At 40.4% G+C, this 14,266-nt stretch carries 10 protein-coding genes; 5 read left to right on the top strand and 5 right to left on the bottom strand.

From position 1 onward, the window contains the following. Window positions 1–109 precede the first annotated feature (109 nt). On the bottom strand, window positions 110–1,549 hold the full coding sequence (gene nhaC / locus I2I33_RS00530) for a Na+/H+ antiporter NhaC (RefSeq protein ID WP_087419019.1): 1,440 nt from the start codon (window positions 1,547–1,549) through the stop codon (window positions 110–112). A gap of 145 nt (window positions 1,550–1,694) precedes the next feature. Between nhaC and I2I33_RS00525 the strand changes: the two genes are divergently transcribed. Continuing rightward, entirely contained in the window at window positions 1,695–2,951 is a 1,257-nt protein-coding gene (locus I2I33_RS00525) for a peptidase U32 family protein (protein ID WP_087419018.1), read from the top strand. A gap of 34 nt (window positions 2,952–2,985) precedes the next feature. Here the strand turns inward: I2I33_RS00525 and I2I33_RS00520 are convergent, their stop codons facing one another. The 3 genes from I2I33_RS00520 to I2I33_RS00510 form a co-directional block, all read right to left on the bottom strand. After that, window positions 2,986–3,780 (bottom strand): outer membrane beta-barrel protein, encoded by a 795-nt coding sequence (locus tag I2I33_RS00520; protein ID WP_087419017.1) that lies wholly within the window; start codon window positions 3,778–3,780, stop codon window positions 2,986–2,988. A gap of 11 nt (window positions 3,781–3,791) precedes the next feature. Further along, window positions 3,792–5,153 carry a PCMD domain-containing protein gene (locus tag I2I33_RS00515; protein ID WP_087419016.1) on the bottom strand — a complete coding sequence of 454 codons (1,362 nt, stop codon included), beginning with the start codon at window positions 5,151–5,153 and terminating at the stop codon, window positions 3,792–3,794. Window positions 5,154–5,254: 101 nt separating this feature from the next. After that, the gene (locus I2I33_RS00510; RefSeq protein ID WP_087419015.1) at window positions 5,255–7,729 is read right to left on the bottom strand and encodes a YfhO family protein; all 2,475 of its coding nucleotides are present in this window, start codon (window positions 7,727–7,729) and stop codon (window positions 5,255–5,257) included. A gap of 111 nt (window positions 7,730–7,840) precedes the next feature. Between I2I33_RS00510 and I2I33_RS00505 the strand changes: the two genes are divergently transcribed. Genes I2I33_RS00505 through I2I33_RS00490 form a run of 4 tightly spaced genes read left to right on the top strand, consistent with a single transcriptional unit; the run spans window position 7,841 to window position 13,203 of the window. Beyond that, window positions 7,841–8,968: a glycosyltransferase gene (locus I2I33_RS00505; RefSeq protein WP_087419014.1), complete on the top strand. Its 1,128-nt coding sequence runs from the start codon at window positions 7,841–7,843 to the stop codon at window positions 8,966–8,968. A gap of 16 nt (window positions 8,969–8,984) precedes the next feature. Then, window positions 8,985–10,490, top strand: coding sequence for a lipopolysaccharide biosynthesis protein (locus I2I33_RS00500; RefSeq protein WP_162613656.1), 1,506 nt, complete (start codon window positions 8,985–8,987; stop codon window positions 10,488–10,490). A 60-nt stretch (window positions 10,491–10,550) separates the two neighbouring features. Next, window positions 10,551–12,002, top strand: a complete 1,452-nt coding sequence (locus tag I2I33_RS00495; RefSeq protein ID WP_087419012.1) for a hypothetical protein — start codon at window positions 10,551–10,553, stop codon at window positions 12,000–12,002. A gap of 37 nt (window positions 12,003–12,039) precedes the next feature. Continuing rightward, window positions 12,040–13,203 (top strand): glycosyltransferase, encoded by a 1,164-nt coding sequence (locus I2I33_RS00490; RefSeq protein WP_087419011.1) that lies wholly within the window; start codon window positions 12,040–12,042, stop codon window positions 13,201–13,203. On the opposite strand, the gene wecB is transcribed toward I2I33_RS00490, so the two are convergent. Beyond that, window positions 13,185–14,261, bottom strand: a complete 1,077-nt coding sequence (gene wecB, locus I2I33_RS00485; RefSeq protein ID WP_087419010.1) for a non-hydrolyzing UDP-N-acetylglucosamine 2-epimerase — start codon at window positions 14,259–14,261, stop codon at window positions 13,185–13,187. The two genes, I2I33_RS00490 and wecB, sit on opposite strands and share 19 nt — an antisense overlap. Window positions 14,262–14,266: the final 5 nt, after the last annotated feature.

Below are 14,266 nucleotides of genomic sequence, written 5' to 3'. Positions count from 1 at the left end.
GTGTGTTTCTTAGTGTGATAAATAGTTCTTTTTATCACAGCTAAATATAGAAGGAATTTTTTGTTTTTGCAATGAAAATAAAGATTTAATGAAAGTTTAACGTGCATCGTTAAGAGTTGCTTTTGGGGTAAAAAGGAGGAAAACGACGGATTTTGTAATTGATAGAAGTGATGAAGATATTCATGATGGGACTAATTAGATTGAAAAAACAGTAGGGAAGATAATCTAACGTGGCAACTCCCAAAACTTTAGCTTGGGTGGCTCCACAAGTATTCCAAGGGATTAAAACGGACGTGACAGTGGCAGAATCTTCAAGGGCACGGCTTAGTACTTCCGGCTTTAATCCCCTGTTTTTATAGATATTTTGAGTCATTTTCCCCGGAACTACGATGGAAAGGTATTGATCACAGGAAGTAATGTTGAACAGGATACATGTCGAGATGGTTGTGGATACCAGCGAAGTATCGTTTTTGACAAATGAAAGTAAGGCTTCGCTAATCCTTTTTAAAAAGCCGCCAGCTTCCATTACCCCGCTGAATATCATGGCCATGATGATAAGCCAAACCGTGTTTAGCATCCCTTCCATACCCCGGGTCGATAGTAATGCATCAATGTTGGGTGAGCCTGTTGAAAGTTCCATTTTCCCGAATATTGTTTGCACGACAAGCTGGTAGGTATTAGAGAAATGTTCTTCCTGTATGAGTTTATTTAGCAATTGGCCTTGAAAGATCAAGGCAAAGAGTATGCCGAGCCCGATGCCAGCGAGCATGGCAGGGACTGGTGGAACTTTCTTGATAATAATGAAAGCCAATAAAACGGGAACGAGGAATAGCCACGGGGAAACATGGAACGTGTTCCCGATCCCTGAAAGAATGGAATCGGTATCCGTGATGTTTCCGGTGTTGTGGTACCAGAGTCCGATGATCCCGAATATAATTAAGGTAATTATGTACGTGGGTGTCGTGGTGTATAGTAGGTAACGAATATGTGTGAATATGTCTGTTCCTGCAATGGCGGAGGCTAAATTTGTGGTGTCCGAGAGGGGTGACATCTTGTCCCCGAAATAAGCACCGGAAATGACGGCTCCAGCAACGATGCTAGGATTCATGTTGAAGGCATTACCGATTCCGATAATAGCAACGCCCACGGTGGCAATGGTTGACCAGGAGCTACCCGTGGCAACGGAAACGATACTACATATAATAACGGAGGCGATCAGAAAGAAAGAGGGTGACATGAGTTTAATTCCATAATAAATCATGGTTGGGATCACTCCACTGAGCATCCATGTACCACTTAATGCCCCGATAAGTAGTAAAATCAGGATGGCAGGCATGGCGGAATTGATCATGCTTAGTATTTTATTTTGTATGGTATTCCATTTCACGTGGTGAAAGCCTACGATGATGCCACTTATCGTTGACGTGATCATGAGAGCGATTTGATTAGCTCCACCCAAAGGATCATCAAAGTAGATCACGTTTAGGAACAGGAAACCGATCAGAATAAGAATCGGCGTGATGGATAACAACAAGGATGGAGATTTCATGGTATGCTATCATTGATTTTCGTGTAAATATACGGGAGAGAAAGAAAATAGTTTATCGGCTTGAATGATATTAAAATGAGAGAGTAGCCTTTAAATTTTTAATTTTCAATTAAGGGAGTTACTTTTGTCTGCTTAAAGAAACGATATGAAAAGGAAAGATTTTGAAGTGATGGCTCCGGTTGGTTCTTATGAATCTTTGGAGGCGGCTTTGCAGGCTGGAGCGAATTCTGTTTATTTTGGGGTGGAAGGATTGAATATGCGTTCCCGTTCATCGGCTAATTTCACGTTGGATGATCTGAGGAATATCGTGGAACGTTGTAACGCCCGGGAAGTGAAGACTTATCTCACGGTGAATACGATTATATATAATAATGAGCTGGATAAAATGCATCAAGTGATCGAGTGTGCAAAGGATGCTGGGGTGTCAGCGATTATTGCCTCGGATATTGCAGCAATCTTGTACGCCCGCTCGATAGGGGTGGAAGTGCATATCAGTACGCAATGTAATATTACCAATTATGAGGCGGTGAAGTTCTATGCCCAGTTTGCGGATGTAGTGGTGTTGGCTCGTGAGCTGGATATGGATCAAGTGATGACGATTCATCGGCAAATTGTTGAAAATGATTTGCGTGGTCCCAAGGGAGAATTGATCCAGATCGAGATGTTTTCTCATGGGGCATTGTGTATGGCGGTTTCGGGTAAATGTTATTTAAGTCTCCATGAGATGAATGCTTCGGCAAACCGGGGGGCTTGCTATCAAATATGTCGACGTTCTTATACGGTGAAAGATACCGAGAGTGATATAGAATTGGAGGTTGATGGGAAATATATCATGTCTCCTAAAGATTTGTGTACGATTGGTTTTATTAATAAAATGATCGATGCCGGGGTGCGGGTTTTCAAGATTGAAGGGCGTGCCCGTCCGGCAGAATATGTGAAGACGGTTTGCGAGTGTTATGATGAGGCGTTGAATGCTTATCTTGATGGGAGCTACGGGGCGGAGAAGATTGCGAATTGGAAAGAGCGATTGGCTACCGTGTTTAACCGGGGATTTTGGGATGGTTATTATCTGGGCCAGCGTTTGGGGGAGTGGAGTGAGGTGTACGGGTCTAAAGCCACGAAAAAGAAGATTTGTATCGGTAAAGTGACAAACTATTTCGGTAAATTGCAGGTAGGAGAATTTAAACTGGAATCCTATGATTTGAAAGTGGGAGAAGAAGTAATGATCGTCGGCCCGAACACGGGAGTGGTACAAATGATTGTCCCGGAGCTAAGGTTGGAGCTGGCACCTGTCGAACAAGTGGGTAAAGGGGCTATTTTCTCCATGCCGTGCGAAACGAAATTGCGAAGGTCTGATAAATTGTACAAGTTGGTGGATACGACGGAGGAGTTGATGCAATAAAAAAATGCCGATTGTTAAATCGGCATTTCTTTTATTATTTTCTACTGAATTTAGGAAATCTAGGAGGTTTAATATCAAATAGATTATAGCTGATAACCACGGTACCTCTCATGTGTAACATACTATAATCAAAATATTGATTATTGCTTTTGAATATATCTTTGAATCCCCAAGAGAAACGAAGTCCAAGTTCGAAACGGGTTGAAAGTTTTCTTTCATATCCCATTAAGATTCCCAGATCCCAAGAGTCCAAGGAAGAGTCAAAATCCATATCGTCCATATCATCCGGCATGATTGAATCAACTTTGTCTGGACCTCCGGTTCCGATGTATCCTTTCTCCGGATCGATTACAAATGAACTCTTCATTACCCAAGCGAAATAGAGACCTAATAGAAGTCGGTCTTTCCCGTTACGTAGAGTATATTTCGTGTACACGGGGATCTCAAGCATGGTAAAATCCATGTGCATTTCTGCCGATCCTGAGAAGTATTGAACAAGTTCTTTGTCTTGATAGCGTTGATTTTCGACCCTCGCATCAGCATTCATGGTGATCGTTTTATACGTGAGTTCCGTACCTAGAGACCAGCGGGAAGTGATGGGAAAAGATAGTTTAGCACCTAACGATAAATTCAATTTGGGATAAGGGTTGAATGTTTCGGGTATATGTTTGAACGGGAACGGTACGGCTCCACCAATATCCGTACCCAACTGAACCCCTAATGCAAATCGATAATCGACAGAATCTGTTTTCCGTACCTTCTCTTGTCCTTGTACGGAGAATGCTCCACAGATTAGAAATATAAGTGTATATATGATGTAATGTTTCATGTTGCAATGATTTAATAAATCAGTTTGACGTCATCTACTTCCATGGTACTACCCGGAGCTCCTAAGAATATATCCCCGCTTTTGCTGGAACTGAACACGATAACAATGTGTGTAGGAATATCGGTTTGGTTTGTGTATACAACCGGGATATTGTAATGAGCCCAGTTCCGGTATTTCGTTTCTTTTCCATCAAAAAGGATTTCTCCTCTTCCGAGAACTTCAACACCATCTGCAGGTCTTCCATGATATTCGAATGTCCCTTCTCCAGTCCAACGAATAATTTCGACAAAAGCTTGTCCGACATCCACGCCCTCGCGATCTTCGATAGAGTATTTTGAACCACTTTTAACCGCTTGTTTTAATTGTGGACCGGGTTCATATTTGGCATCAAATTCAATAGATTGAATTCTCACCGTGTGAGGGATTCCAAAGTGAGTCATGGATCGAGGGTCATTAAGTGCCCCAACATCGAATTTGAAACACCCAGTATAGATACTTCCTGCTGCGATTAACTTACCGAAAATAAGAGCATTTTGTTCATTTGTCGTCATCTTGGCTGCATAACCTCCATTGTGTTCAACAGGGCGAGTTCCTTGTACGAAGTAATTGTTTGCAGTTGCCCAACCTTTTCCGTATCCCGGTACGGGATCAATAGTTTCTTCATTTAAATTAATATCGTTTCCGAATTTTCCCCATGATTCAAAGTCCGAATTGGGGATTTGTAAAAGGGCTCCGAATTGAATCTTCCATGTCCGACGAGTTTGTCCGTCAGCGGAGACAACCGTGATCTCTTTTATATCCTCAAAACTTTGAAACGTTAATTCTTTTCCTTCCGTGTAACCTTCAAAAGTAGCATCCTCTGATAACCGGATTGTAGGTTTTATTGTAACCGGGAAACCGGGATCTAACACGGAGATATTGACTATTTTGCTCCAGGGATTGATTGTAATAGTCATTTTCTCTGAGCCTTCAAATTTGAATTGTAGAATATCTGCTCCAGTATCCATAGCTTCCAAACTAATAGAATATGGATGAACGAATCCACTTTCTGCTATAAGGAAAAAGTTGATAGTAGATTCTCCTCCATTAAATACAATATCTTGGCCTTTCACGTAATTACCAAGAACTTTATGGGTTGTTGAACTTGTCTCTAAAACAGTTTGGAGTGTTAAAGGAAATAAATTATCTTCCGGAACGACAGGTATAATAATAGACTTGTCATCGCGATAGATTTCTCCTAGTTCGGCTGTCGTCGGGGTGTATGATGTGATTTCAAAACGCTCAATACTAGCATCATCACTCAAGTCTTTTACTTTCTCGCACGAGCTTAGTAATCCCACAGCAAATAAAAGAATCCAATAATATTTTCTCATAAAAATTTATTTTTCGTAATACCTAGCAATTTTCATGCCATCTATATAGATACGGAAATAACGACAAACGGGTTATCCGGCTGTCGTTATTTTATTGGTAGTTAATCTTTTTTCTTATAATAACGAATAATATAAAATACAATACATCCTAATAACGCAAGTAGTAATATGCTGGAACTTATCGCTGATATTTTAGCTCCCATGAAATAGGATTGCGGTTTATACTCGAACGTGATTGCGTGTTCTCCGGCAGGAACGATCATGGCCCGTAAAATGTAATCAGCCCGGAATAATTCACTCGGTTGGCCATCCACGTAAACATTCCAGCCTTTCGGGTAATATACTTCACTGAAAACGGCGAGTTGTTCATCGGTGGCGGAAGTTTTGTACTCCAATTTATTCGGAGCGTAAGATGTCAGTTGAATGCTTGCGTTTTCGTCGAAATTGAATCCCTTGTCTTGGATAATAGATTGGAATTCTTTGTTGATAACGGCAGATTCTTTCGGATCGATTTGTTTCAACGTGATAATTTCATCATCCGGAGTGTCAACTAATTCGTAATCTTTAACAAACCATGCGTTCCCGTATGCGAAACGATTATTGATTGGTGCCGAGTTCGGATCAATGATAATGTATTTCGCATTCAGCATATTTAGTGCTTTTTGCTGGGAAAGGCTTCCCTCGATGGAAGAAAGTGTCGGTGATTGCTTTAATGCGTTCCCGAGATTCTGTATTTCGGGAATGATAAAGTAATCAATCATGTCTTGATAGCGTTGTAATTTTGCGGCACTGTAACCCCCGATTGTTTTGTGGAAATAACTGGTATGGGAATCGTTAAACACGTCTACGGATAAATCCAACACCCGGTAATTAGGATCTTTATCGGTTAAAATAGCATTATCAGCAGGACGTAACTTATATTGGCTATTAAATTCTCGTTGTGTAACGAAATGGTCAGCATTTAAATAACGTTTATCCACGGTCCACATATCTGCAAGAATCAGTAACCCCATGATTATAGCAACTTGGGTTACTTTTAGTTTTTGGATTACCCATGCCCAGATAACGGCTCCTGCCAATAATATAAATGCCAATGAGCGGAAAGCATCGGTGCGGAGTAAAGATTCTCGTTCTGCGGGTAAGTATTGTTGTAACCATTCGGCTTGTGTGTCGATGGGGGCGGAGAAATTTCCGGCAAGTCCGGGAATCAAGGCGAATAAAGCACAAATTCCGGCTGTAATACCAAGAGATATTTTTAATGATTTAACAAGAACTTGTCGTTCAAAGCAGCCATTGAGAATTTTGTTCAGCGTGTATATGCCTAATAACGGGATGGTCACTTGCAGTACAACCAGCATCATCGAAGGTACTCTGAATTTATTGTACAAAGGAACATAATCATAGAAGAAACTTGATAATGCCATGAAATGACGTCCCCAACCCAAGAATAGGGCTAACAGGGATATACCCACGATCCACCATTTCATGGGGCCTTTTATCAAGATTAATCCTAGTACGAATAAGAAAATAGCGATAGCTCCCATGTACATCGGCCCGGCTGTAAATGCTTGAGGACCCCAGTATAAAGGCATTTGCTTGATCATTTGATCTGCATTCTGGGCTCCCGCGCTCTTTAAGAATTTGTAAGTCTCCGAGTTTTTGCTTAATGCCCCGGCCGAGGCTCCTCCTTTAAAGTTCGGGATCAGCAGATTCAGGGATTCATCTATCCCGTAACTCCATGCTGTCGCATATTCTTTATCCAAACCACCTTTGGTTTGGTTCTTTTGATTTAAAGTTAATTCCGAACCACCACGCATGGTATATTTACCATATTCCCATGTCGGCCATAAATGGTTCACGTTCGTAGCCCCGGCCAGTCCGGCAGCAACAATTAACAATATGGTTGTTTTCAAGAATGACGGTAGAGCCTTTTGTTTTATAGCCGTGTATAATTGAGCAATACCGTAGAATATCGTAATAAATGCCAGGTAGAATGTGATTTGTGGGTGATTGGCCATAATCTCGAAAGAGAGTGTGATGCCAAACAGCACGGCTCCCAGCCATCGATTCTTTCGAAAGGCATAAACAAGTGCCGCGAGAACAGCAGGCATAAGGGCGATAGCGGTCATTTTGGCATTATGTCCTACTTGGATGATTTGGAAATTATAGGAGCAGAGTCCAAATGCCAAAGCACCAACAATGGACAACCAAGGATTGACCCCAAATGCCAGCATAAGAAAGTAAAAACTGATGAAACCTAAGATTAAATCGGCTGCAGGCCGAGGACCAACGAATAGAAATTCGTAAATATTTTCCAGATAGTTTCCCTTGTAATAGGTACTGATCATGGTTGTGGGCATTCCACTGAACATGGAATTTGTCCAAAGCGGTTCTTCCCCGTTGTTTGCGGCCCGGTAATCTATCGTTTCTTTGGCGGCACCCACGAAAGAAGAGACATCCGATTGATTGACAACCTTTCCTTGTAACGTGGGATAGAAATATATAAAACCGATCAGGATCAATAATATAATTGCAAATAAATGGGGATAGAATGCTTTCAGTTTTAGCTGTTTCATTTTGAATCTTTTTTAAGGCCATGTTTATTCATCGACAAAAATAAAAAATATAATATGAAATCTTTACTACTCGATGAATAATTGCTATTTTTGTTTATCAAGAATTGAATTATGAAAGTGTTCATGTTATCAAATCCCGCCGCGATACATACTCAACGATGGGTAAGTGCGTTGGCTAAGCGGGGAGTGGAGATTATGTTATACAGTTTTTATCCTTGTGAAAAGGTTGACTATTATAGGGGGATTAAGCATGTACAGGTAAAATCGTTCTGGCAATCACGTGATAGTAAAGGGATCAAGGGTTTTATTTTAGTCAAATTATTTATTTATTACCGGGCGTTGATAAAAGACATCAGAAATTCCATTCAAATATTTCATCCGGATATCGTTCATGCTCACTATTTATCGGATAATGGTTTATTCGGGGCGTTGGCGGGTTTTCATCCTTTCGTCGTTTCGGCATGGGGAACAGATGTATATGACTATCCCCGGCGTTCATGGAGCAGGGCTTGTGTGATTAAATATATATTGAAAAAGGCGGATCGGGTTTTGTCTACAAGCCACGTGATGGCCGGAGAACTTGCAAGATATACGGATAAAAAACAAATCCCTGTTACCCCATTCGGAGTGGATATGACATTGTTCAAGAGATTTCCAAAAAAGCATCAAGAGACAGATGGATTCGTGTTTGGTATTGTGAAAACTTTGGAATATGGGTATGGGATAGATACGTTGATTGATGCTTTTGCTTTGTTGTGTAAACGGCGACCAGATCTGAACTTGTGTTTACGGATCGTGGGAGAGGGAAGTGAGAGAGAAAAATTACAGTTACAAGCAATAAATTGGGGGTTGGCAGAAAAAATCATATTTGAAGGAAAGGTCGTACATGATCATTTGCCGGAAGTCATCAGTTCTTTTGATGTATTCGTGGCGCTTTCCCGGGCAGAAAGTTTTGGGGTTGCTGTAGTGGAGGCAATGGCCGTGGGCTGTCCTGTTGTTGTATCAGATGCTCCGGGATTCACCGAAATCGTGAAATCGGGAGAGTCCGGCCTTATCGTTGAACGTGAGAATCCACAACAAGCATCAGAGGCCATGGAAACCCTGGTAAATGATGAAACATTACGGGTTACCTTGGCTCAAAATGGAGAAAAGAGGGTTCGGGAATTATATGATTGGGATAAGAATGTGGAAGATATGATAGAAATATATCAAGAAATCATGGAGGAAAGAAATGTTTAAAGATATAAAGCAAGTCATGAAAGATTCGGTACTTTATGGTATCGGAAATGTGGCTGTCAAGCTTGTCGGTTTTATTCTGATTCCCCTTTATACGGATGCCGAATATTTCTCTACTGCTGATTACGGGTTGATGGGGTTATTGGAGGTGACATCACAAATTTTGATTGCGGTGATGGGACTTTCTTTATATTCCGGGTTGATCCGTTGGTATTGGGATGCCGAATATCGGGATAAACAAAAGACTATTTTTTTCACTACATTGTTGTTTACGATATTGACTTCTTTGTGTATCGGGAGCGTGTTGTGGTTAAATGTTGGTGAGTTATCGGCATTACTGGTACAGCAAGAAGGGTATTCTTTGGGAGGGGAACTTCCATATATTCTTCAATTACTGATATTGACTTCTATGTTGGGGGCAGTTGTTGAAGTTCCACAAAATTTATTGCGTTTACAACGTAAGCCTATCTATTATTCGTTAACGAATATCGTAAGATTATTTGTAACATTAGTTCTAACGATTTATTTTACAATTTCTTTACATCGGGGGGTATCAGGAGTGTATGAGGCGCAATTAGTCGGTATAGCTATACAATTACTTATGGTATTACCACTGGTTATTAAGAACAGTTCTTGTCGAGTAGACCGAAAGTGTACAATACAATTGCTGGCATATAGTTATCCGTTAGTTTTTCCCGCCATAGTAGGAAGTTTACTTACTGTTTTTGACCGTTATATAATAAATCATTTTCAAGGATTGGATGATGTCGGTTTCTATAGTTTGGGATATAAAGTAGGGAATACTCTTAAAGTTTTTATCGTGACATCCGTGCAATTGGCTTTAACGCCTTTGTTGATGAAGAAAATGAATGATCCGGATAATAAACAATTTTATTCAAAAGTATTGACTTATTTTTCTTTTGGTTTGATGTTTTGTGCTTTAGGCTTGAATCTGTTTTCGCGGGAGGGAATTGTTTGGGTGACAACTAATCCGGATTATATAGAGGCGCTTTACGTCATTCCTTTCGTGACCTATGCTATTTTTTTCAGTATGATGCGGGAATGTTGCATGATTGGGTTGCAAATTATGAAGAAGACTAAAATTATAAGTTATGTTATAGTTGGTATTACCATATTGAATTTTTTCTTGAATATGCTACTGGTGCCTTCAATGGGAATGTACGGGGCGGCTTTGGCTACAATGATAGTTCATGTAATTTCGTGGTTGGCATGTTATATATTTGCTCAACGGTATTACCCTATTCCCTATGAATTGTCGAAAGTGGGGAAGGTGCTTGTTGTGGGAACAATATTATACCTGATCGGTATATTATTTAATGAAACAGCTATTGGGATAAGTATATTGGTGAAATTGGTTATTTTGGGCGGATATCCGTTTTTGTTGTATAAATGGCATTTTTACGATAAGGATGAGTGGAATAACTTGAAAGGAGCATGGAAAAAATGGTCTGATCTGAGGCGATTGAAAGAGAACGTGAAAAATGTAAAATACCGGGAGTCATAGGACTATTTCCCATACTGGATGAATTAATTATATTTGTAAGAATCTTAAAATGGACAAATGATGGAAACAGAGCTTTTTAACAGGCAGTATATAATTTCAGAGAAAGAATTGGCTCTAGACGGGTGGAAACAGTTTTTGTTTGATAATTATCATGTTTACGTACATCCGAATCTGGATTATGTACATCAGGATGGGAAATATTTGTCTGTGTCAGTATTGGGTTATCTGTTTGACTATCGGAATACTGAATATACAAATGAAGATATTGTAAAGAGATTATCGGAATCTGTTGACGTGGAAGATTTGATGCGGCAACTGGATCAATATTGCGGTCATTTTATTGTACTTTGTAAAGATGCTGTGGGGGTAAAAATTATACCGGATGCTTGTGCGCAGCGAATCCTTTATTATAAGGATTCTTTTGACGTTTTTGCCTCTCAAGTGAAATTAATAGAACATTTTTTCCCCTTGGAAGATGTTGTAGACCCGGAGGCAAAAGCATTTTTTAATTCATCGGTTTATAAATATCGATTATATGCGATCTCCAACAAGACTTGGAAACAAGGAATATTTCGTTTAATGGCAAATTCCTACCTGGATGTGACTGCACGTAAAGTCGTGCGTTTCTTCCCGGCACAGCCTATTCAGAGACAAGCCTTGCAGGATGTTGTGGAACAGGTGATTCCGATGTTTAAAGGATATATCGAGGCGATAGCGAAACGTTATAAAAAAGTAGTGATCCCCGTGACGGCTGGCTTTGATAGCCGAATGGTTTTTGCCGCTAGTCTTGGTTTGAAAGAGTGTACTTATTTTATTTATAAACATCCTTCTTTTAAAGAAAACCACCCGGATCTGGTTATTCCTAAAAAGTTGACAGAATTAGTTGGGAAATCATTTCAAGTGTTCCGGTATTCGCCAGAGGTCGATCCTATTTTGAAAGAAGTGTATAAGAATAGTGTTGATTATGCCAGAGATCGGACAGCGGCAATGATTCTTTCGGGAAACGGAACTTATTTTAAGGATGCAATAATGTTAAATGGTAATTTAGGAGAGATTGCCCGTAGTTACTACAATTATACAGAGAATGTATCGGGAAGGGAGCTTGCGGCGTTGATGGAGTGTAGAAACTATCCTTATGCCGTACGGGAATTGCAAGCATGGTATGATACGAATCGTCCTCTTTTTAAAGCAAATCATTTAAATGCGCTGGATATGTTGTTTTGGGAGTTGGATTGGGGACCTTCGACTGCACAGTCAAAACAGGAATGTTGGATTGCTTCGGAAGTTTGCTCACCTTTTAACTCCCGAATAATGTTGACAACATTGCTGAGTGCCGATGCAAAGTATCGGGTAAAAGAGTCTTGTCGGGTATTTAGAGAAGTGATTAATCATTTTGCAGGTAAAACAATAGACTTGCCTGTGAACCCGACGGGGAAACATAAAATTATAGCCATGATGAAATGGCTGGGTATTTATTTACCTTACCGGAAATTTCGAATGAATGTGCGTTAATGTGTTTATTTGAATAATAGAATAATATCTTCGGAGCATGAAAATACTGATGGTTTTAGAGAACCAGTTCCCGGATGACGAACGGGTTGAGAAAGAGGCGTTATCCTTGATAAAAGCCGGACATGAAGTCCATTTGTTGTGTGCAACGCTAAAAAAAGAACGTGTCGGGGATGAAAATTATAAAGGAATCAGGTTACATAGAGCCTTGTCGACATCTTTCCTATATAATAAAGCGAAAATTGCCTGTCTGCGCTTGCCCTTCTATTTTATGTTTTGGAAGAAACAGGTCGGGAATTTATTGTGTGCGGAGACTTTTGACGTGATTCATATACATGACCTACCCTTAGCCGAGGTTGGATATTGGGCAAAAAAGAAATTCGGGATAAAATTTGTTTTGGATAGTCATGAGAATTATCCTTATATGTTGGATATGGCTCCCTACACGAAAGGGATAGCCGGGAAGTTGATGTATTCTTTTGATGCTTGGAAACGCTATGAACGGGAGATGATAGGCAAGGCGGATATTGTTATTACGGTATGTAAGGAGATGTCTGACCGGATGAATGATCTGGTTCCACGGACATATTATCACGTGGACAATACGATTAGTATGGAGTTGTTTCCCCGTCCGGAACCACACCAGACGACAGCAGGAAAGATACGTTTACTTTATGTTGGGGGAATCACTTATCACCGGGGATTACAAAATGTGATCAAGGGATTGGCATTGATAAAGGATAAATCTAAGTACAGTCTTGACATATATGGAAAAGGGGCCTATGCCGGAGAGATAAAGGATTTGGTATTAGCACTTGGTTTAGAAGAGATGGTACATTTCCCCGGGTATTTGAAGTTTCCGGTAGAAGCCGTTAAGATGTGCGCCTATTCTTTGGGAGTAATATCGAATCTGCGTTCGGTACAGACCGACTGTTCTTCTCCGAATAAGATATACCAGTACTTTTATTATGGTTTACCCGTGCTGGTGAGCGATATGAATAGTGTTGGGAATATTGTACGAGAGCATCAAGTTGGAGTGGTGTATAAAGATAATTCTCCGGAAGACTGTGCCCGGAAATTAGAGCAGCTGGTAACCTTGGATTTGGAAGATATGGCAACTCGGGCTCACAAATTGTGTTTGGAGCAATATAATTGGGATGTTTCTGTTAAACAGTTAATAGCAGCTTACGAATCTATTCGTTGAAGTTCCCGGATAATGATATGTCCGGCTTGTCCATCCCCGTACAGAGGAGAAGAAAAAACGTCTTTTGTTGTATGTTTAAGTTGCTTGTAGCTGTTTAAAATATCTTCGTATCTCCAACCCGTAATGATATTGGCTCCTTGTTCAACCAGTTCAACCCATTCCGTTTCAGTTCGGAGAGTGATACAGTATTTTTTGAAAAAATAGGCTTCTTTTTGTAAACCACCACTATCCGTGGCAACAAGAGAACAGTGTTTTAGCAGATAAACCATCTCCAGGTAGCCTACGGGGTCCACCAGTTGGAGGCGGGTTTGTTTAAAATTGAAATTCAACTCTTGTAATTTTTTACGGGTACGGGGATGAATAGGAATAACGACAGGCATTTCCCGTGCAATCTCTTCAAGAGCAGCGATAATAGATTGTAAACGTTCGGGAGAATCCGTGTTTTCAGCCCGGTGCAAAGTAGCTAAAATAAAATGTTCCGGAAGTAAAAAATCAGGATGTTTGGCTTTATTGGCATAAAAAAGTGCGGCATCTTGCATGACATCACCACAATTCAATAATGTACAAGGAAATTGTTTAAAGCCTTCTTGGTGTAAATTTTTAATAGCTTGCTCTGTGGGACAAAACAATACGGAACTTATCCTATCCGTGAGAATTCGGTTGATCTCTTCCGGCATATTCATATTGTATGAACGTAGTCCGGCCTCGATGTGTGCAACCCGGATATGTAATTTACTTGCTGCCAAGGCTCCGGCCAGTGTGGAATTTGTATCCCCATAAACGATCACCCAATCCGGCTGTTCCGTTAATAGGATAGATTCAATCTTTTCGAGCATCTGGCCCGTCATTGCTCCATGCGTCATTCCGTTGATATTCAAATTATAGTTGGGTTTGGGTATACACATCTCTTCAAAGAAAATATCAGACATATTCGTGTCAAAATGTTGTCCCGTGTGAACGATAACTTCCTGTATATCCGGGAAACTACTGATGGCTCGACTGACCACGGCTGCTTTTATGAATTGAGGGCGTGCGCCTATGATGGTAACTATTTTCATGTGGT

The organism is Butyricimonas sp. BSD2780061689_150309_C8 (assembly GCF_015560935.1).
Taxonomy (GTDB): Bacteria; Bacteroidota; Bacteroidia; order Bacteroidales; family Marinifilaceae; genus Butyricimonas; species Butyricimonas paravirosa.
Note: the sequence above shows the minus strand (reverse complement) of the source record. Positions and strands in the feature narration are given on the sequence as shown.